This window comes from Mycobacterium syngnathidarum (genome assembly GCF_001942625.1).
Classification (GTDB): domain Bacteria; phylum Actinomycetota; class Actinomycetes; order Mycobacteriales; family Mycobacteriaceae; genus Mycobacterium; species Mycobacterium syngnathidarum.
This window is the reverse complement of sequence record NZ_MLCL01000087.1, coordinates 23,393-41,573: the sequence shown is the minus strand read 5'-3', so window position 1 is coordinate 41,573 and position 18,181 is coordinate 23,393. Positions and strand designations below refer to the sequence as shown.

Annotated in this window: 21 protein-coding genes; 10 read left to right on the top strand and 11 right to left on the bottom strand. The window is 66.1% G+C overall.

Translation table 11 applies throughout. The annotated features are described in order from the left end of the window. Positions 1-200: 200 nt before the first annotated feature. From BKG60_RS25885 to lmeA, 6 genes are all read right to left on the bottom strand, one after another. Complete coding sequence (locus BKG60_RS25885; RefSeq protein ID WP_029369850.1) at positions 201-503, bottom strand: DUF1416 domain-containing protein; 303 nt, start codon at positions 501-503, stop codon at positions 201-203. A 1-nt stretch (position 504) separates the two neighbouring features. Continuing rightward, a complete protein-coding gene (locus tag BKG60_RS25880) occupies positions 505-1,341 on the bottom strand; it encodes a sulfurtransferase (protein WP_070946897.1) in 837 nt (278 codons plus the stop codon). 45 nt (positions 1,342-1,386) lie between these two features. Next, the gene (locus BKG60_RS25875) at positions 1,387-1,869 is read right to left on the bottom strand and encodes a DUF4395 domain-containing protein (RefSeq protein ID WP_070946898.1); all 483 of its coding nucleotides are present in this window, start codon (positions 1,867-1,869) and stop codon (positions 1,387-1,389) included. Between the two features lie 90 nt (positions 1,870-1,959). Next, positions 1,960-2,049, bottom strand: a complete 90-nt coding sequence (locus BKG60_RS32865; RefSeq protein WP_350222965.1) for an Ms5788A family Cys-rich leader peptide — start codon at positions 2,047-2,049, stop codon at positions 1,960-1,962. A gap of 29 nt (positions 2,050-2,078) precedes the next feature. Further along, positions 2,079-2,501, bottom strand: a complete 423-nt coding sequence (locus BKG60_RS25870; protein WP_070946899.1) for a thioredoxin family protein — start codon at positions 2,499-2,501, stop codon at positions 2,079-2,081. Beyond that, on the bottom strand, positions 2,498-3,313 hold the full coding sequence (gene lmeA, locus BKG60_RS25865) for a mannan chain length control protein LmeA (RefSeq protein WP_070946900.1): 816 nt from the start codon (positions 3,311-3,313) through the stop codon (positions 2,498-2,500). Before lmeA ends, BKG60_RS25870 begins: the two co-directional genes overlap by 4 nt. A gap of 160 nt (positions 3,314-3,473) precedes the next feature. On the opposite strand from lmeA, the gene BKG60_RS25860 reads away from it, so the two are divergent. The 6 genes from BKG60_RS25860 to pstB all read left to right on the top strand — a co-directional run bounded on the left by BKG60_RS25860 (position 3,474) and on the right by pstB (position 9,211). Then, positions 3,474-4,271 carry a winged helix-turn-helix transcriptional regulator gene (locus BKG60_RS25860; RefSeq protein ID WP_165617859.1) on the top strand — a complete coding sequence of 266 codons (798 nt, stop codon included), beginning with the start codon at positions 3,474-3,476 and terminating at the stop codon, positions 4,269-4,271. Further along, positions 4,268-5,146 carry a mycothiol synthase gene (mshD, locus tag BKG60_RS25855; RefSeq protein ID WP_070946902.1) on the top strand — a complete coding sequence of 293 codons (879 nt, stop codon included), beginning with the start codon at positions 4,268-4,270 and terminating at the stop codon, positions 5,144-5,146. Before BKG60_RS25860 ends, mshD begins: the two co-directional genes overlap by 4 nt. A 121-nt stretch (positions 5,147-5,267) precedes the next feature. Continuing rightward, complete coding sequence (gene pstS / locus BKG60_RS25850) at positions 5,268-6,404, top strand: phosphate ABC transporter substrate-binding protein PstS (RefSeq protein ID WP_070946903.1); 1,137 nt, start codon at positions 5,268-5,270, stop codon at positions 6,402-6,404. 54 nt (positions 6,405-6,458) lie between these two features. Continuing rightward, positions 6,459-7,514: a phosphate ABC transporter permease subunit PstC gene (gene pstC, locus BKG60_RS25845; protein WP_075910169.1), complete on the top strand. Its 1,056-nt coding sequence runs from the start codon at positions 6,459-6,461 to the stop codon at positions 7,512-7,514. Further along, on the top strand, positions 7,511-8,425 hold the full coding sequence (gene pstA, locus BKG60_RS25840; protein ID WP_070946905.1) for a phosphate ABC transporter permease PstA: 915 nt from the start codon (positions 7,511-7,513) through the stop codon (positions 8,423-8,425). Before pstC ends, pstA begins: the two co-directional genes overlap by 4 nt. Positions 8,426-8,434: 9 nt before the next feature. Then, a complete protein-coding gene (gene pstB, locus BKG60_RS25835) occupies positions 8,435-9,211 on the top strand; it encodes a phosphate ABC transporter ATP-binding protein PstB (protein ID WP_070946906.1) in 777 nt (258 codons plus the stop codon). A gap of 16 nt (positions 9,212-9,227) precedes the next feature. Here the strand turns inward: pstB and BKG60_RS25830 are convergent, their stop codons facing one another. Then, entirely contained in the window at positions 9,228-10,202 is a 975-nt protein-coding gene (locus BKG60_RS25830) for a quinone oxidoreductase family protein (protein ID WP_070946907.1), read from the bottom strand. Positions 10,203-10,283: 81 nt separating this feature from the next. Here BKG60_RS25830 and BKG60_RS25825 point away from each other — a divergent pair, with 81 nt between their 5' ends. Then, positions 10,284-10,802, top strand: coding sequence for a MarR family winged helix-turn-helix transcriptional regulator (locus BKG60_RS25825; RefSeq protein ID WP_070946930.1), 519 nt, complete (start codon positions 10,284-10,286; stop codon positions 10,800-10,802). Between the two features lies 1 nt (position 10,803). Here BKG60_RS25825 and phoU read toward each other — a convergent pair whose 3' ends face one another. From phoU to BKG60_RS25805, 4 genes are all read right to left on the bottom strand, one after another. Beyond that, positions 10,804-11,472: a phosphate signaling complex protein PhoU gene (gene phoU, locus BKG60_RS25820; RefSeq protein WP_070946908.1), complete on the bottom strand. Its 669-nt coding sequence runs from the start codon at positions 11,470-11,472 to the stop codon at positions 10,804-10,806. Between the two features lie 84 nt (positions 11,473-11,556). Continuing rightward, positions 11,557-13,953 (bottom strand): LCP family protein, encoded by a 2,397-nt coding sequence (locus BKG60_RS25815; protein ID WP_075910168.1) that lies wholly within the window; start codon positions 13,951-13,953, stop codon positions 11,557-11,559. 236 nt (positions 13,954-14,189) lie between these two features. Then, entirely contained in the window at positions 14,190-15,374 is a 1,185-nt protein-coding gene (dusB, locus tag BKG60_RS25810) for a tRNA dihydrouridine synthase DusB (protein WP_120765033.1), read from the bottom strand. Continuing rightward, complete coding sequence (locus BKG60_RS25805; protein WP_070946910.1) at positions 15,371-16,372, bottom strand: acyl-ACP desaturase; 1,002 nt, start codon at positions 16,370-16,372, stop codon at positions 15,371-15,373. Before BKG60_RS25805 ends, dusB begins: the two co-directional genes overlap by 4 nt. Before the next feature lie 191 nt (positions 16,373-16,563). Here BKG60_RS25805 and BKG60_RS25800 point away from each other — a divergent pair, with 191 nt between their 5' ends. The 3 genes from BKG60_RS25800 to BKG60_RS25790 all read left to right on the top strand — a co-directional run bounded on the left by BKG60_RS25800 (position 16,564) and on the right by BKG60_RS25790 (position 18,173). Further along, on the top strand, positions 16,564-17,016 hold the full coding sequence (locus BKG60_RS25800) for a hypothetical protein (protein WP_070946911.1): 453 nt from the start codon (positions 16,564-16,566) through the stop codon (positions 17,014-17,016). 133 nt (positions 17,017-17,149) lie between these two features. Next, positions 17,150-17,578: a hypothetical protein gene (locus tag BKG60_RS25795; RefSeq protein ID WP_070946912.1), complete on the top strand. Its 429-nt coding sequence runs from the start codon at positions 17,150-17,152 to the stop codon at positions 17,576-17,578. A gap of 154 nt (positions 17,579-17,732) precedes the next feature. Continuing rightward, the gene (locus BKG60_RS25790; protein ID WP_070946913.1) at positions 17,733-18,173 is read left to right on the top strand and encodes a hypothetical protein; all 441 of its coding nucleotides are present in this window, start codon (positions 17,733-17,735) and stop codon (positions 18,171-18,173) included. The last annotated feature ends 8 nt before the right edge of the window (positions 18,174-18,181 follow it).

The window sequence follows — 18,181 nt, the reverse complement described above, 5'->3', positions numbered from 1 at the left end:
ACTGGAAGTGCCTTTCTTGTGCTGGTCGGATTGTTGCGTAGAGAACACCAATCTTTCCAGCTCAGAGGGCACTTTCCTCATTCCGACACCCCAACAACCAGCCCATTCATCGGTGGATCAAGGCTAATACACGCCGAACGTGAGCTTGTGTGTCAGATTCGTGCGAATCCTCGTACACAAGCTCACGTTCGGAAGCGAGATCAAGCAACCTTGACGTCGACCTCGTGGATACCCGCACCGGTCGGGGCCACGCTGGCGTCGCCGTTGCCCGCCGGGGACAGTGCGCGCAGGGTCCAGGTGCCCGGAGCGGCGAAGAAGCGGAAGTCACCGGTGGCCGAGGCCACGACCTCAGCGGTGAACTCGTCGCTGGAATCCAGCAGCCGCACGAAGGCGCCGCCGACCGCCTGGCCGGAGCCATCCACCACGCGGCCGGTGATCACGGTTTCCTTCTCCAGGTCGACGCCGGCCGGCAACGTCTGTCCTTGCTTGGGTGCAGAGCACATATCAATTTCCCAACTCGATCGGGGCGCCCACCAGGGAGCCGTATTCGGTCCAACTGCCGTCGTAGTTCTTCACGTTCTGGTGCCCCAGCAGCTCCTGCAGCACGAACCAGGTGTGCGAGGAACGCTCACCGATCCGGCAGTAGGCGATGGTCTCCTTCTCGCCGTCGAGGCCGGCCGCGGCGTACAGCTTGGCCAGCTCATCGTCGGACTTGAACGTGCCGTCCTCGTTGGCTGCCTTGCTCCACGGAACGTTGATGGCGCTCGGAATATGCCCGGGGCGCTGGCTCTGCTCCTGCGGCAGGTGCGCAGGCGCCAGGATCTTGCCGGAGAACTCGTCAGGTGAACGCACGTCGACCAGGTTCTTCGTACCGATCGCGGCGATGACCTCGTCGCGGTAGGCCCGGATGTTGTTGTCCAGGGGCTGGGCGGCGTAGGAGGTGGCGGCTCGGCTGACGGCGTCCTTGACCAGCGGACGTGCGTCGAGCTCCCAGCGCTTGCGGCCGCCGTCGAGCAGCTTGACGTCGGCGTGGCCGTACAGCTTGAAGTACCAGTAGGCGTAGGCAGCGAACCAGTTGTTGTTGCCGCCATACAGGACCACGGTGTCGTCGTTGCTGATGCCCTTGTCGGACAACAACTTCGAGAACTGCTGCTGATCGACGAAGTCACGCTTGACGGCGTCCTGCAGATCGTCTTTCCAGTCCAGTTTTACGGCGCCGGGGATGTGCCCCTCGTCGTCGTAGGCGCTGGTGTTCTCGTCGACCTCGACGAACACCACGCCAGGGGTATCGAGGTTGTTCCCGGCCCATTCGGTCGAGACCAGGACGTCGGAACGTGCCATGTACGAATTCCTTTCGGTTCCTTGCTGTTTCAGATGTATCGGTAATCATGCAGGACTTGGAAAGCGGCGCAACCGAGCCACCAGCGGGTAGACCTGGCAACCCAGGCAGATGCCGAAGGCGGCGTTGAGGAAGGCTGCCACCAACGCGAAGGCGGTGGCGGTCAGGCCGAGCACCGAGATGCCGAAGGCGAACCCCGCGGTGCCCACGGCCGCGAACACGAAGCCCACCAGTTGGGCGAATCTCAGCGGCGGCACCGGCTCGCGCTCGGTGGTGGGGCCGAGGCGCGGCGCGACGAGGCCGGCGAACAACCGACCGTAGGGATGGTTGCGGGGGCCGGCGAGGGCACCGATGGCAAACACCACGGCCTGAATACCCAACAGCACCCCAGCTGCCGGCGCACTCACGCCCGCGACCAGCAGCGTCGCGATCAGTGCCGCGGTGGTGACCCAGGCTGCGAACCGTGGCCCCCGCACGTCGACCTGGGTGGGCCGACCGTCAGCGATGGGCTGGGTAGATGTCGGTGACATGAAAACGCACTCCCGTTGTTGTAGAAGGTCTGATGGTGTGCAGGCCCAGGCCCAAGGCCTGAGCGGGCGCGCGAAAGCGCGCGGCTGCCCTCAACAGCAACAACAACAGCAGCAACCCGCGACGCGGCACAGATCCACTGCGCGGCGCTTGGTGAGCACGAGCTCAAGGCGGGCTGACACGAGCGACAGCTTACCCAATAACCGCGCGGTCAGGCCAACAGTGGTTCCAGCGCCGAGCGCAGGTCAGCGGCCTTGGGGACCCCGCTGGTGCGGTATCGGGGCCGCCCGTCGCGGTCGAAGATGATGGTCGTGGGCAACGACAGAACCGAAAGCCGCCTGGCGGCTTCGGGATTGGCGTCCATGTCGATCTCCACGTGAGCGACTTCGGGTAGTTCGTCACAGACCTGGTCGACCACGCGGCGCACTCCTGCGCAGGGGCCGCACCATTCGGCGGAGAAATGCAGGACCGTCGGGCCGGTGGGTGACAACCCGAGGCCACTGGTGTCGACGTTGGCGGCCTCCTCGCCCGCCCTGATCATGCCCGCGCGCAGCGTGATCAAACGGCCGATCACATAGGCGACGCCCAGCGCGGCGATCAGCACCACGATGACCAGCACCATCGAAGAGCTCATGATTGTCTGAACCCCGCCAGGTCGATCGTTACTCCCTCGGCGATGCCCTCGATGATCACGTCGGAGCCGCGGGCGCCCGCGGTGGTCGGGGCGATGCCGAACGGCAACTTCTGGCCGGTGATCGTGTCACTGAACTCCGACAGGACCGCGGGGGTCTTCTCCTCGGGCACCGGCTCGTCGGCGGTGCCCGGGCCGGTGAGGATGCCGGTCGCGGTCAGCACCAGGGTGGTGTCGTCGCCGTCGGCGAAGGACAGGTCGACCGCGACACTGACCCGTTTGTCCAGGCCGGATTCCTTGGGCGTGCCGGTGAAGACCAGCCCCTGACTGCTGGAAATCCCCGACTCCGTGGTGCCCCCGGTGGCGTCGTTGGTTTCCCGCGACGGAGCTTCCACCAGCAGGTCATCGATGCCCATGAACCTGCCGATGTGGGTGGAGTCGATGATGATGCGGCTCTCGGCCTTGTTGACCGGCAGTTTCGCGTCCGGGCGGATCAGCCATGACGAGTCGGTGAGGTCGATTCCGTGCAGTGTGGCCTCCAGCGAGGCCCTGCCCACCACCGGATGGTCGACGCCGGCCGCCCGAATCTCGATCTCCCGGTAGCGATGGTTGCGGACCTGGTTCAGGAACGGGAACCCCAGGATGGCCACCCACGGGTCCCACTGCAGGCCGGCCGCGGTACGTACGTTGCGGGCGAGGCGGTATTCGGCGTAGATCGCCGATCCGAAATCGGTGCCGACCACCCCGACGACGAGTGCGGTCACGGTCGCGGTGAGCCCGATCAGCAGTTTGCGCACCGGCACATTGTCGCCCACAGCGGTTGGATCGAAGCGCTCGGCGCGGCTGATCAGCAGGTGAGGCGTTATCGTTAGTTCACTAAAGGCCGGTAACGGCTACATGTCAGTCACGAATCCGACCGTGTGGACATCGGGGTCCGGGCGATCGTGGGAAGTGATTGCCGGCGCGCCGGAGGACCTGTTGGATCTGCTGCTACTGACCGTCGACCCGCATCCCGAGGCAGTCCTGCCCTCGTTGAGTCTGCTGGCCCACACCGTGCGTACGGCACCGACAGAAGTGTCCTCTCTGCTGGAAGCGGGCAGTGCCGACGTGGCGATCGTCGATGCCCGCACCGACCTGGCGGCCGCTCGTGGCCTGTGTCGTCTGCTGGGGACGACGGGTACCTCTGTCCCGGTTGTGGCAGTCGTCAACGAGGGTGGATTGGTCGCGGTCAACCACGAATGGGGTCTCGACGAGATCCTGCTGCCCGGTACCGGCCCGGCCGAGATCGACGCCCGGCTGCGCCTACTGGTCGGCCGGCGCGGAGGCGGCGCCAACCAAGAGAACGTCGGCAAGATCACACTCGGCGAACTCGCGATCGACGAAGGCACCTACACCGCCCGCCTGCGCGGACGCCCCCTCGACCTCACCTACAAGGAATTCGAGCTGCTCAAATACCTCGCCCAGCACGCCGGCCGGGTCTTCACCCGGGCACAGCTGCTGCAGGAGGTGTGGGGTTATGACTTCTTCGGCGGTACCCGCACGGTCGACGTGCACGTCCGTCGTCTGCGCGCCAAACTCGGCCCCGAATACGAATCGCTGATCGGCACCGTTCGCAACGTCGGATACAAGGCCGTGCGCCCCTCCCGTGGCCGCCCGCCGGCGGGCGACACGGCCACCGCCGAGGCGGCACCAGACGACGGTGACGACGACTACGACGAGCCGGCCACCGACGACGCAGACGGGCCGTTGGCGGGGCGGCTGTCCAGCCAGTGACCGAACTCGACTGGCGCACCGGGCTGTCAGACGCCGACCAGACCGCGATCCGCTCCCTCATCGCTGCCGCTGCCGCGGGCGACGGCGTCGCCCCGGTGGGTGATCAGGTTCTGCGCGAACTCGGCCACGACCGCACCCGACACCTCCTGGCCTTCAGCGACGCAGATCTCGTCGGGTACCTGAACCTGGCCCCGGCCGGCGACGAGGACCCGGCGATGGCCGAATTGGTCGTGCACCCGCAGGCCAGGCGGCGCGGTGTCGGCGCAGCGCTGGCTCGTGCCGGGCTGGCCGAGGGGTCGGAGGGCACGCGAATCTGGGCGCACGGCAACCTCGAGCCGGCCCGGGCGCTGGCGGCCGCACTCAAACTCAAGCCGGCCCGCGAGCTGCTGCAGATGCGCCGCCCGCTGGCCGATTTGCCGCCGCTGCGGACCGTGGACGGCGTGCGGATCGGCACCTACGCCGGCCCCGGCGACGATGCCGAGATCCTGCGGGTCAACAACGCCGCCTTCGCCTGGCACCCGGAACAGGGCGGCTGGACCGAACAGGACATCGAAGAGCGGCGTGGTGAGCCGTGGTTCGACCCCGAGGGGCTTTTCGAGGCATTCGACGAGCGCACCGGGGCGTTGCTGGGGTTTCACTGGACGAAAACCCACGAGGGCGGTCTCGGGGAGGTCTACGTCGTCGGTGTCGACCCGTCCGCACAGGGCCGCGGTCTGGGTTCGGTGCTCACGCTCGTGGGCCTGCACCACCTCGCCGAGCGGTTGCTACCGACCGTGCTGCTCTACGTCGAGGCCGATAACTCGGCGGCCGTGGCGACGTACCGAAACTTGGGTTTCGAGGTGTTCACCGTCGACGTGGCGTACGCCGCCGGTTAACCCGTTTAGCTGTGAACTTGCTGAACCTATTCACTGCTGATTTACCTGCTGTCCGCGCGCTGTCCACTGCGGCCTAATACGTTGCCGGAGAGTTCGAAGCCGTCAACCGAAAGTGGGACAAGTGAAGCTCATCAGCATTGGCAAGGGTGTAGGCAAGCCGTTCGGCGTCGCGCTGTCCGCGACCGCCATTGCGGCACTCACCCTGACTGCGTGCGGCAGCGACAACAACGCCGCCGGCACGAGCTCAGCCGCCGCGGGCGCGGGCTCAGCGTCGGCCGAGTGCGGTGGCAAGTCCTCGCTGACGGCCGAGGGCTCCACGGCGCAGCAGAACGCCATTGCCGAGTTCAACAAGGTGTGGGGCCAGGTGTGCCCCGGGAAGAACCTGTCCTACAACCCGACCGGTTCGGGCGCGGGCGTGGACCAGTTCATCGCCAAGCAGGTCGCCTTCGCCGGCTCCGACTCGGCGCTCAAGGAAGACCAGGTCGCCAAGGCCGCCGAGCGGTGTGGCGGCAATGAGGCGTGGAACCTGCCGCTGGTGTTCGGCCCCGTCGCGCTGGCCTACAACGTCGAGGGCGTCGACAAGCTCGTCGTCAGCCCGGATGTGCTCGCCAAGATCTTCCAGGGCCAGATCAACAAGTGGAACGATCCGGCCATCGCTGCGCTCAACGCCGGCACCGACCTGCCTGACGTGGACATCAAGCCGATCTACCGGTCGGATTCCTCGGGTACCACCGACAACTTCCAGAAGTACCTGGCCGCGGCCGCGCCGCAGACCTGGACCAAGGGTGCGGGCAAGGAGTTCAACGGTGGCGCCGGCGAGGGCGCGCAGAAGTCCTCCGGTGTGGTGCAGGCCGTGCAGGCCACCCCCGGCTCGATCGGCTACGTCGAGAAGAGCCCGGCCGCCGCGGCCGGCTTGCCCTACGCCCAGATCGACAGCGGAGCCGGCGCCGTCCCGCTCGACGACGCGTCCGCCACCAAGGCTGTCGGTGCCGCCAAGTTCGAGGGCGAGGGCAAGGACCTGGTCCTCGACCTGAACGCGCTGTACGCCACGAAGGAAGCCGGCGCATACCCGCTGGTGCTGGCCACCTACGAGATTGTTTGCTCGAAGGGGTACGACGCCGAAACCGCTGCGGCCGTCAAGTCCTTCCTGACCGTGGCCGCCAACGAGGGCCAGGCCAGTCTGTCGCAGGCCGGATACATCGCCCTGCCCGACGAGTTCAAGCAGCGCCTGCTGACCTCGGTCGAGGCCATCGCCTAGTAGCCGAACTGGCATCAGAGGACGGATTTGGGCGAGGATGGATTTACCGACCATATGACGACCAGGGGCCCCGACGGGACGACAGTGACAACGCCGAATCCAGCTGATTCGGGGTCGGGGGAGGCGCTCGCGTCCCCCCACCCCGAACCGGCACCCATTTCCACCGATCCGTCCAAGGGAGCCAAGGTCCGCCTCGGCGACCGAATCTTCCACGGGCTTGCCGAAGGCTCGGGCATCCTGATCGTCGCGCTCATAGCGGCGATCGGGGTGTTCCTGCTCTGGCGCGCAGTCCCGGCATTGACCCGCAACGAGGAGAACTTCTTCCTCTACGGCGGCAACTGGATCACCACCGACACCTCGGCGATGCACTTCGGCATCTTCGAGCTGCTTCAGGTGACCGTGTTCGTCTCCGTGTTCGCGCTCGTCCTGGCCATGCCGGTGGCGCTGGGCATCGCGATCTACCTCACGCAGTATTCATCGCGACGGTTGGCCGGTCCGCTGGCCTACCTGGTGGACCTGCTGGCAGCGGTGCCCTCGATCGTCTACGGCGTGTGGGGCCTGTATGTCCTGGCGCCGGCGATCAAACCCTTTGCGGTGTGGCTCAATACACACTTGGACTGGTTGTTCCTGTTCAAGACCGGCAACGCTTCGGTGGCCGGCGGCGGCACGATCTTCACCGCGGGCATCGTGCTGGCGGTGATGATCCTGCCGATCATCACCGCGGTCACCCGCGAGGTGTTCACCCAGACCCCGCGCGGCCAGATCGAGGCCGCGCTGGCGCTGGGCGCCACCCGCTGGGAAGTGGTGCGCACGACGGTGCTTCCGTTCGGATTGTCCGGATACATCAGCGGCGCCATGCTGGGACTCGGCCGCGCGCTCGGTGAGACCATTGCGCTGCTGATCATCCTGCGCGGCACCCAGACCGCGTTCGGTTGGACGCTGTTCGACGGCGGTTACACCTTCGCCAGCAAGATCGCCGCCACCGCAAGCGAATTCAACGACCAATACAAGGCGGGCGCCTACATTGCCGCCGGCCTGGTGCTGTTCATCCTCACCTTCGTGGTGAACTCGCTGGCTCGTGCCGCGGTGGCAGGAAGGGGACGGTCATGACTTCCACGCTTGAACGGCCGGTCAAGGCGCCCGCGTTTCAGGGCGTGAGCCTGCGCCGTAAGCTGACCAACCACTTCGCCACGGTGCTGGTGACCCTTTCGTTGTTGGTCGCTCTGATTCCGCTGGCGTGGGTGCTGTATTCGGTGATCACCCGGGGGTGGGCCGCATTGACCTCACCCACGTGGTTCACCAACTCTCAGGCCGGGATGACGACGTTTACCGCCGGCGGCGGCGCCTATCACGCGATCGTCGGCACCCTGCTGCAGGGCATCGTGTGCTCGCTGATCTCCATTCCGATCGGCGTGATGGTGGGCGTGTACCTGGTCGAGTACGGCAGCGGAACCCGATTGGGCAAGGTGACCACGTTCATGGTGGACATCCTCACCGGCGTGCCCTCGATCGTGGCGGCGCTTTTCATCTACGCGTTGTGGGTGGCCACGCTCGGGTTCGGCCGGTCCGGGTTCGCGGTGTCACTGTCGTTGGTGCTGTTGATGATTCCGGTGATCGTGCGGGCCACCGAGGAGATGCTGCGCATCGTGCCGATGGATCTGCGCGAAGCAAGTTACGCACTGGGCGTACCCAAATGGAAGACCATCGTCAGGATCGTGATCCCGACGGCGCTGTCGGGCATCGTCACCGGCATCATGCTGGCGCTGGCCCGCGTGATGGGTGAGACCGCACCGTTGCTGATCCTGGTCGGCTACGCCCAGGCGATGAACTTCGACATGTTCGGCGGTTTCATGGGATCTCTGCCGGGCATGATGTACGACCAGATCTCAGCAGGTGCAGGCGCCAACCCAGTGCCCACCGACCGGCTCTGGGGTGCGGCGCTGACGCTGATCCTGCTGGTCGCCCTGCTCAATGTCGGAGCGCGCACGGTCGCCAAATTCTTTTCCCCCAAGAAGGTGTAGGAGCTATCCATGGCCAAGCGGCTGGACCTCAAGGACGTCAACATCTATTACGGCGCATTCCACGCCGTCTCCGACGTTTCGCTGTCGGTGCACCCGCGCAGCGTGATGGCTTTCATCGGTCCGTCGGGCTGCGGTAAGTCGACCGTGCTGCGCACGCTCAACCGCATGCACGAGGTGATCCCCGGGGCCCGCGTGGAGGGCTCGGTGCTGCTCGACGGTGAGGACATCTACGGCGCCGGGGTGGATCCGGTGGGCGTGCGCAAGACCATCGGCATGGTGTTCCAGCGGCCGAATCCGTTCCCCACCATGTCGATTCGCGACAACGTGGTGGCCGGTCTGAAGCTGCAGGGCGTCCGCAACAAGAAGACCCTCGACGAGGTCGCGGAGCGTTCGCTGCGAGGCGCCAACCTCTGGAACGAGGTCAAGGATCGTCTGGACAAGCCCGGTGGTGGCCTGTCGGGTGGTCAGCAGCAACGCTTGTGTATCGCCCGCGCCATCGCCGTGCAGCCCGACGTGCTGTTGATGGATGAGCCCTGCTCGGCGCTCGACCCGATCTCGACGCTGGCCATCGAAGATCTGATCTCCACGCTCAAGCAGGATTTCACGATCGTCATCGTCACGCACAACATGCAGCAGGCCGCCCGGGTGAGCGATCAGACAGCGTTCTTCAATCTCGAGGCCACCGGTAAGCCCGGCAAGCTGATCGAGATCGATGACACCGAGAAGATTTTCTCCAACCCCACCCAGAAGGCGACCGAGGACTACATTTCGGGCCGCTTCGGCTGAGTTTCTCCTGCTCGCGCTATGGGGTGAGCACCACCCGGGTGCCAGAGGGTTCGCCGCCCGTCCATACCTCGGCGACATCGGCCAATGCCCTTGGCTGGGTGTGTAATTCGAGTTGGTCGGTGGCGACCATCTCGAACAACCTCGGCAATGCCTCGCTACGGGCGCGGCCCAGCACCTCGGGTGGAACGCTGCCGATGCCGACCCCGCGCAGCGTGATCCCGGTGCCGCGCAAGACTCCCGCATCCAGTGCCAGCGTCGGCCCGGCCATCGACCCGATCTGAACGAATCGGGTCGGGTGGTAGTGCGCGGCAGGGTGACTGGCGGCCAAGGCAGTGAGCACCTCGGCGGCCGGGTCGCCCCACAGGTAGTCGAGCACCGCGTCAAACGGTCGTTGGGCGTGCATCTCGGCGACCCGAGCGCCGAGATCCTGCTGCCCGAGGGGGATCGTGTCCTGAGTGCCGGCCGACCGTAACCACTCCAGCCGTTCGGTGTTGCGCCCGGCGGCCACCACCGTCTCGGCGCCGAACATGGTGCCGGCCAATTGCGCTGCCATGGAACCGGTTACGCCGGTGGCGCCCAAGATCAGCAAATGGTCGCCGGGCTTGACGGCCGCGGCGTGCGACAGCGCGGTCCAGGCCGAGATGCCGGGATTGGGCAGGGCGGCGGCGGTCACCGAGTCGACGTTCTCCGGGATCTCGACGACGCCGCGGGGCTCGACCAGGGCGCGTTCTGCCATCATGCCGGAGAATCCGAGGGCGCCGGTGTAGATGCGACGGCCGTCGGCGAGCCGTGCCACACCGTCGACGCCCGGAATGGCCGGCAGGGCAATCTCCTTGCTGGCGTAGTGCTTTCCGGACACCAGTGCCCGGGTGAGGTTGGTCAGCGCCGATGCTTCGACGGCGGCCACCTCGGCGCCGTCGCTCGGCTGGGGCTCGGGCACGTCGGTGTACACGGGGTTGTTGCCCCATGCGGTGACCAGTGCGGCCTTCATGGCTGCTCCTTTGGTTTCCAAGGATATGGTTTCTATGGAAACAATCTACTCAGGCGTTCCGCGGGTGGCAAGATGGTTTCCGTGAAAACCAAACTTGAGCTGATCGACGCCATCGCCGGGCTGTTGGCCGCGGTGGGGGACCGGCTCGGGAACGACGGCGAGGATGACGCGGAACGCGACTTCATGGCGGCCCGAATCCCGCCGCGATTACAACCGCTGGTGCGGACGCTACCGACCTCGTCGATGCACCTGCTGGCCGAGATCACCGAAGGCCCGGTCAGCGTGGTGGGGCTGGCGGCGCGCTCCGGCCGGCTCAAGGGCACGGTGTCCAAGCACGTGCAGCGGCTGGTCGAGGCCGGCCTCGTGGAGCGCACGCCGGTACCCGGCAACCGCAAGGAGATCGAGCTCGGCCTGACCGCGGACGGACAACTCGTCGCCGACGTGCACCGCACGATGCACGAGGAAATGGACCGTGGAACGCGTGACTTCCTGCTGCGCTACAGCGGGGCTGACCTACAGGTACTGGTCAAAGTACTTGGGGACCTGGCCGGGGCGCACAAGGACGGCGTCCGGCTGGTGCCGCCGGCCGACCGGCCCTGAATCACTGGTTGGAAGAAACCGATTCCCCGTCCGGGTAGGTGCCTGTGACCTGGAAGATGACCCGCCGTGCCACCTCGACGGCATGGTCGGCGAAGCGCTCGTAGAAGCGGCTCAGCAATGTCACGTCGACAGCAGCTGTCACCCCGTGCTTCCACTCCCGGTCCATCAGAACCGAGAACAGGTGACGATGCAGATCATCCATCGCATCGTCCTCCTCCTGGATCCTGGCGGCCTTCTCCGGATCCTGGGTCAGCAGCACCTCCCGCGCGGCATGGCCCAACTCGACGGCCACCCGCCCCATCTCGGCGAAATAGCCGTTCACTTCCTCGGGCAGAACGTGCTGGGGATGGCGCCGACGCGCGATCTTGGCCACATGCAGCGCCAGCGCACCCATGCGGTCCACATCGGCGACGATCTGGATCGAGCCCACCACAGCCCGCAGGTCACCGGCAACGGGCGCCTGCAGCGCGAGTAACACGAACGCAGACTCCTCGGCCTGGGTGCTCAGCGTGGTCATCTTGTCGTGGTCGCTGATCACCTGCTCGGCGAGCGCGAGATCGGCCTGCAAGAGGGCCTGGGTGGCCAGCTCCATTGCGGTACCCGCCAACTCACACATCTGCCCGAGTTGGTCCGTCAGCGAGTGCAGTTGCTCATGGTATTGGGTACGCATGCTTGCAAGATTATGCGGTCAGCAGGCCTGTAGTCACGATGCAACGATGAACGAACGGTGAATGCCGCGCGCCCGGTTCAGAAGCTATTCGCAGGTGGTGTCGGCCGCGTTGGTGACGTTCAGGTCCTCCGGGAGGTGCGTCGGGCTGCTGCTGGTGCCCTTCAGCACATGTACCTGCACCTCCGAACCGCTCGGTGACGGAGCATTCACCGTGTTGAAATCGGAGCCCAGAACCACCTGCACCACGTCGCCCATGCCTGACACCCGCTCGATGGTGGGGTTGGCGAAGGAACTGGCCACGGTCGCGGCCGCCTCCTCGTTACCGGGGGAGAAGAACACCGTCGTCGCCGGGAGCGTGCTCGGGTAGTCGTCAGGAGTGTTGACGTTGAAACCGTGTTCCTGCAGCTCGGTGGCCGCGGTCGAGGCCAGACCGCTCTGGCCGGTGGAGTTCGACACCTGCACCGTGACCTGCTGCGGTTCGGTGGTGACGGCATTGACCATCTCACCGCTGTCCGTCGTGTCCGGTGCGGGTGCCGGCGCGGTCGACTGAGGAGTCTCGGATGGAGCGGCCGCCTGCACCGTGGACGACTCCGGGGTGCCGGGCACCGGGGTGTTGTCCGGGTTCTTCTCCCCGGGCAGCGGATCGTCGTTGATGATCGCGTCGAAGAGTGCCCGCATGTCCTCGAGACGCGGGACCTCGTTACCGTACTCGTCGGCGTATCCGACGGTCGGCACGGTGACGAAGGTGATCCGTCCGGCGTTCACGCCTTGTACGGACTGCCCGAGGTCAACCAGGTCCTTGGTCCTGATGTTGTCGACGAAGCTGTCGCTGATGAACATGTTGACAACGTTGTTCAGCTTGTTCAGCGAGAAGAACGTGTCTCGAGAGATCAGCGCTCGCAGCAGCGAGGACAAGAACAGCTGCTGGCGTTTGATGCGCCCGTAGTCCCCGTTGTATTCGGTGGTCACCTGACGGGCCCGCACATAGTTCAAGGCGGTGTGCCCGTCGACCATCTGGCGTCCGGCGTGCGGTAGGACGGTGCCGAGCTCGTAGTCCTCGAGGGGGGTGGTGGTGCACACCTCGACCCCGCCCAGCGCGTCGACCATCTTGGAGAAACCGGAGAAGTCGACGGCCATGAACCGGTTGATGGACAACCCGGACAGCTTCTGGATCACCTTCACCAGGCACTTCGGGCCGCCGAAGGCAAAGGCCGAGTTCAGCTTGGTCTCGGTGTAGACCTCGTCCGGGCCGTAGGTCTCGGTCTCCGCGTCGTACAGCGGACCGTAGGCCGTCGTTTCCGGGTTCCATGGTTCGCACTTCATCGGATCGATCGACAGGTCACGCGGAAATGACACGGCGACAACACGTTCCCGGTTGGCCGGGATGTTGACCAGCATGATGGTGTCGGATCGCGCACCGCCGGCATCTTCGGTGTCGCCGGCGCCCATGCCCCCGTTCTCGCCGAACCGGCTGTCGGTTCCGATGATCAGAAAGTTCTCGTCGCCGAACTGGGCGTTCGGGTCGAGGATGTCGCGCGAGTTGAGATCCAGCGCGGCGACCTTGTTGAGGCTGGCGTTCTTCGAGGACTGCCACTGCCAGGCCCCACCGGTCAGCACCAGGGTCAGGACCGCGAGCATCGCGGCAGCGGCCCGTCCGGCCAGCATCACCCGGCGATTGATCGGCGGCCGCACCGCCTCGATCACAGTGGTTTCGTCGGGGTCGTGCTCGTCTGGCGGTATCGGGCGGACGCGCCACGGGGGGCGCTCCGCGGGAGCGTCATAGTCGTAGACCGCCAACGCCGGCAGGACGTCGGTGTTGGTGTTGTCGGTCTCCATCTCAGGGGCCGACGGGTCTTCGAGCGGTTCTTCGAACCGTGCCGGGAAATCCTCGGCGTCCTCCGATCCGTGGGGATCGTCGGCCTCCGGGTCGATTCGGACCGCGGCGATGACGTCGGTCGGATCGGGCACGTGCGGGCGGGCATAGGCCGGTGCATAGTCCGGCTCCAGCTCCAGTTCGGGCTCCGTTTCGGCCTCGGCTTCGGGCTCGAACTCTGGCTCGGGCTCCAGTTCGAACTCGGGTTCCCAGAAGTACGCGGGTCCAGCTTCCGGTTCGGGGTCGGGTTCCTGGAAGTAGGCCGGTTCGGGGTCGGGTTCCTGGAAGTAGGCCGGTTCCGGCTCGGGTTCAGGTTCAGCGTCGAGTTCTGGCTCTGCCTGATAGGCCTCGTCGGGCTCCAGCCGGTGGCGGCTCGGGGTGAAACCGGTACCGGCGACCTTGGCGATCAGATCGGCGACAGTTACCCCGTCGGCGTGGCTGCCGGTGGGCTCGTCGACGGATAAATCTTCGGGTGACGAGGCATCCTGGCGTTCCCACGGCGCGGCGCCTGGCAAAGGCTGCCGGGATCGGGTAATCCATTGGTTGTCCGACGAATCCTCCGGCGAGCGGTGCCGACGGCCGGGAGTGGCGTTATGAGCGTCACTCATGTCCTTACCGGCCTCCGACTCTTCGAACTCGCGCGTGCGCGTCGGTGCGCATCGTTCCCGCAGTGTGATCTGGGTGCTGCTGAGGTTTTCTCCTCATCTCTTCTAGCAGCACAGTGCCGGACTGGCTACCTGAGCCGGCCGCGACAGGGTTTTCATCGTACTGACGCATCCTGAGACTGAGCTAGACCCAACCCGGTGACAGAGCTGTCTCGATGTCATCTCGGCGCGAGCGCAGGTCAGCCTCCGGAATGCATCACATCGGCTCCGGCCGGGACCGCGCAGTCGTCGGGGTCGTCGAGCCACCCCTCGGGCAGGGACACCGAGGCGGCCGACCCCTGCCTGCCGCGGGGGCCGGTGGCCGCGGGCGGGAACGGTGCGTCCGCGTCCAGTTGGTCGAGCAGGCCGTCGAGCTCGGCGCGGGTCTTTACCAAGGCCAGCCCGCGGCGCAGATCAGCGCCGGCCGGGAACCCGTGCAGGTACCAGGCCACGTGCTTGCGGATGTCGCGCATGCCCTTGTCTTCGCCGAAATGCTGGCTGAGCAGCTCGCCGTGGCGGCGCACGATGTCGGCCACTTCGCCCAGGGTCGGCGGAGTGGCGGGCCGCCGGCCGGTGAAGGCCGCGGACAGCTCGGCGAACAGCCATGGCCGGCCCAGGCAGCCGCGGCCGATCACCACGCCGTCGCATCCTGTCGCGGCCATCATCGCCAGCGCGTCCTCGGCCTCGAAGATGTCGCCGTTGCCAAGCACCGGGATGGTGGTGACATGGGCTTTGAGCGCCGCGATCTGATCCCAGTCGGCGGTGCCCGAGTAGCGCTGAGCCGCGGTGCGGGCATGCAGGGCCACGGCTGCCGCGCCCTCCTCAGCGGCAATCCGTCCGGCGTCCAGGTGTGTGTGATGCGCGTCGTCGATGCCGATCCGGAATTTCACCGTCACCGGAATGTCGGTGCCCTCGACACCGCGCACCGCGGCGGCCACGATCTGGCCGAACAAGCGCCGCTTATAGGGCAGTGCCGATCCGCCGCCACGCTTGGTGACCTTGGGCACCGGGCAGCCGAAGTTCATGTCGATGTGGTCGGCCATGCCCTCGTCGGCGATCATCTTCGCCGCCAGGTAGGTGGTATGCGGGTCGACGGTGTAGAGCTGCAGCGACCGCGGCGATTCGTCCGGGCCGAAGGTCGTCATGTGCATAGTGACGGGATGGCGCTCGACCAGGGCCCGCGCGGTGACCATTTCACACACATAGAGGCCGCTGACGGTGCCGGCGCGGGCGATTTCGAGCTCGCGACACAGCGTCCGGAAAGCCACGTTGGTCACCCCGGCCATCGGGGCGAGGACGACGGGACTGGGCAACGCGAACGGCCCGATCCGCAGTTGGGATCGGGCCGACGCTGTCGTCGCAGGCGGCGATGCGGTCAGGGTCATGAAGACGAGGACGACACCAGCAGGTTCTTCATCGCCTTCTTCTCGGCCACCTTGCGCTCGCGCTCCATGCGGCGCTCCTTGGCGACCTCGAACTTGTCGCAGGCGTCTTCGAGTTCTTCGACGATGCGGCCGAGGTCGTCGCGCAGTCGTGCGCCCTCACCCGTGAAGTCCTCACGCTCGAAGATGCGCCACTTGCGCAGGACCGGCATCACCACGTCGTCCAGGTGGATGCGCGGGTCGTAGACACCGCCGACGGCGATGACGACAGCCTTGCGGCGGAAGTCGGGCACGGTGTATCCGGGCATCTTGAAGTTGTCGAGTACGCGGTGCAGCGACGCCATGCCCTGGTTGGGGGCGATGTCGAGGCCGGCTGCCGAAACATCCCGGTAGAAGATCATGTGCAGGTTCTCGTCGGCGGAGATGCGCTGCAACAGCTGGTCTGCGATCGGGTCGTCACAGGCCTTGCCGGTGTTGCGGTGGCTGACGCGGGTGGCGAGTTCCTGGAACGACACGTACATGACGGAGTCGAACAGGCTCTCGGCAAACAGGTCGCCCTGCTGGTTCTGGCCGGGGGAGAAGCCGCGGGTGACCTGCTCGACGCGCAGCTCTTCGAGCTCGACCGGGTCGACGGCGCGGGTCACCACGAGGTAGTCGCGCAGGGCGATGCCGTGGCGGTTCTCCTCGGCGGTCCAGCGGTTGACCCACTGGCCCCAGGCGCCGTCCATGCCCATGTTCATCGCGATCTCGCGGTGGTAGGAGGGCAGGTTGTCCTCGGTGAGCAGGTTCTGCACCATCGCGGTCTTGGCGACCTCGGACAGCTTGGACTGCTCGGGGTCCCAATCCTGGCCGCCGAGCGCGTAGTAGTTCTTGCCGTCCGACCACGGGATGAAGTCGTGCGGATTCCAGTCCTTACGCATCCGCATGTGGCGGTTGATGCTGGTTTCAACGACAGGCTCGAGTTCGTGTAGGAGCTGCAGGTCGGTGTATTCCTGCGACATATGCCCTCACCCTCTCGCGTCCGGAGACGCTTCAGTTATCTGTACCTGTTGGTTGCAGTCAATATATCTGTGTAACCCGGTGACATCAAGTTGCCCCGCGGGCGCGTTCATGAGTCCTGCGGAGCAACCGCGCCGACGGTAGGATCCGCACGAACACCTGTCGGATACCCACGCTCGGAGGTTGGGCACACGTGAAAAAGCTTGTCGTTGGTGCCGGAGCCGTGGTTGGCGCAGGTGCGGCCGTGTCCCTGCTGTTCGGCGCAGGAGTCGCGGCTGCCGCCCCTGACGTGGTCGGCCAAACCTACTCGGATGCTTCGAGCGCGATCGAGAATACCGGTGCCAGCGCCAAGGTGGCGGTCACCGTCGGCAGCAAGCTGTCCCAGGGCGATTGCATCGTCACCAATGCATGGGATGCGCCCTTCGTGCGGGACGGCAATCACGCCTCCGGCGAGGTGATGGTGGCCCTGAACTGTGAGGGCGGTCATGCCACCGCCAACCACCCGGGCGCCTCGGTGGCCAGCCCGGCCGGCCGTGAGGCCAAGGCTGCTGAGGACCTGGAAGAGGCACGGCAGGCGTACGCCGAACAGCAGGCTCAACTTGCTCAGCAGGCCGAGCTTGCCGAGGTCAGCACCCCCGACGAGTAGGCTCATGCGTTCGGCTGCGTGACGCATAGCGTTCACTCGCAATTCGCTTCTGCGCCATCGGTTTTCGCAATTCTCTCGGTAACTTCCCGGCTGAAATCTGCAGTCGGGGTTGCCGTGAGGAGTCGGGCCAGTGATGAAGAGAATTGCCGTTTCCGCAGCTGGGGTAGCGATCGGGGTAGGTGCCTGCGGCCTGTTCGGGGGCGCAGTGGCGGCTGCCGCGCCCGACGTGGTCGGTGAGACGTACGAGGATGCCGCGTCGGCGATAGAGGACGGCGGCGGCAAGGCCAAGGTGGCGGTCACCGTCGGCAGCAAGCTGTCCAAGGACGACTGCGTGGTAACCCAGGTCTGGGACGCCCCGTTCGTGCGCGACGCCGGCGACGAGTACACCCATGCCGAGGACGAGGTGATGGTCTCCCTCAACTGCGACGGCGGGTATGCCTCCTCGACGCACTCGGGTGCGTCGGTGGCCAGCCCGGCCGGGCGCGAGGCGAAGAAGGCCGCTGATGAGGCTGCCGCTGCTGAGCAGGAAGAACTCGCCGAGGCCAGCACGCCGGACGAGTAAAAAGTTACGGTCGGCCGACCTTTCCGAGGCTAGAATTTCAATTAGCTCCCAGAACTCGTGACGTGTCGCGAGCTGTGGGGCGTCACACGGCACTACACAAAGCGCTGCCGCCCCACCTCCGGGAGAGATCACCGGACGGGGAAGGTCGGCCTAGATGAAGATCGCGATCGGGTTCGGAAGTGTCATCGGTGTGTCCGCTGCGGGTTTTGCGCTGGCCGTGGCGGGCGCGGGGGCGGCTCAGGCCGCACCGGATGTGGTTGGGCAGACATACAGCGACGCGGCCAGTGCCATCGAGGACAGCGGCGGCAGCGTGCACGTTGCCGTCACCGTGGGTAGCCGGTTGTCGCGCGACGAGTGCATCGTCACCAGCGCCTGGACGGTCCGGCAGTTGGTGCCGCAGACATCCGACACCTACTACGAATACAAGGAAGACGTCACCCAGGTGGCGCTCAACTGCGATGGCGACCACGCCACCGAGACGCATCCGGGCGCGTCGGTCGGCAGCCCAGCGGGCCGTGAGGCCAAGGCTGCCGAAGACGAGGCTGCCGCGGCCGAACAAGAACCGATCGCCGAGGCGAGCACCCCGGACGAGTAGGTCCCTCG

Bases quoted from the DNA above. Each gene is read 5' to 3' on its own strand.
- BKG60_RS25885 (WP_029369850.1), bottom strand. From the start codon at position 503: ATGTGCTCTGCACCCAAGCAAGGACAGACGTTGCCGGCCGGCGTCGAC.
- BKG60_RS25880 (WP_070946897.1), bottom strand. From the start codon at position 1,341: ATGGCACGTTCCGACGTCCTGGTCTCGACCGAATGGGCCGGGAACAAC.
- BKG60_RS25875 (WP_070946898.1), bottom strand. From the start codon at position 1,869: ATGTCACCGACATCTACCCAGCCCATCGCTGACGGTCGGCCCACCCAG.
- BKG60_RS25870 (WP_070946899.1), bottom strand. From the start codon at position 2,501: ATGAGCTCTTCGATGGTGCTGGTCATCGTGGTGCTGATCGCCGCGCTG.
- pstC (WP_075910169.1), top strand. From the start codon at position 6,459: ATGACGACCAGGGGCCCCGACGGGACGACAGTGACAACGCCGAATCCA.
- pstA (WP_070946905.1), top strand. From the start codon at position 7,511: ATGACTTCCACGCTTGAACGGCCGGTCAAGGCGCCCGCGTTTCAGGGC.
- pstB (WP_070946906.1), top strand. From the start codon at position 8,435: ATGGCCAAGCGGCTGGACCTCAAGGACGTCAACATCTATTACGGCGCA.
- BKG60_RS25830 (WP_070946907.1), bottom strand. From the start codon at position 10,202: ATGAAGGCCGCACTGGTCACCGCATGGGGCAACAACCCCGTGTACACC.
- phoU (WP_070946908.1), bottom strand. From the start codon at position 11,472: ATGCGTACCCAATACCATGAGCAACTGCACTCGCTGACGGACCAACTC.
- BKG60_RS25815 (WP_075910168.1), bottom strand. From the start codon at position 13,953: ATGAGTGACGCTCATAACGCCACTCCCGGCCGTCGGCACCGCTCGCCG.
- dusB (WP_120765033.1), bottom strand. From the start codon at position 15,374: ATGACCCTGACCGCATCGCCGCCTGCGACGACAGCGTCGGCCCGATCC.
- BKG60_RS25805 (WP_070946910.1), bottom strand. From the start codon at position 16,372: ATGTCGCAGGAATACACCGACCTGCAGCTCCTACACGAACTCGAGCCT.
- BKG60_RS25795 (WP_070946912.1), top strand. From the start codon at position 17,150: ATGAAGAGAATTGCCGTTTCCGCAGCTGGGGTAGCGATCGGGGTAGGT.
- BKG60_RS25790 (WP_070946913.1), top strand. From the start codon at position 17,733: ATGAAGATCGCGATCGGGTTCGGAAGTGTCATCGGTGTGTCCGCTGCG.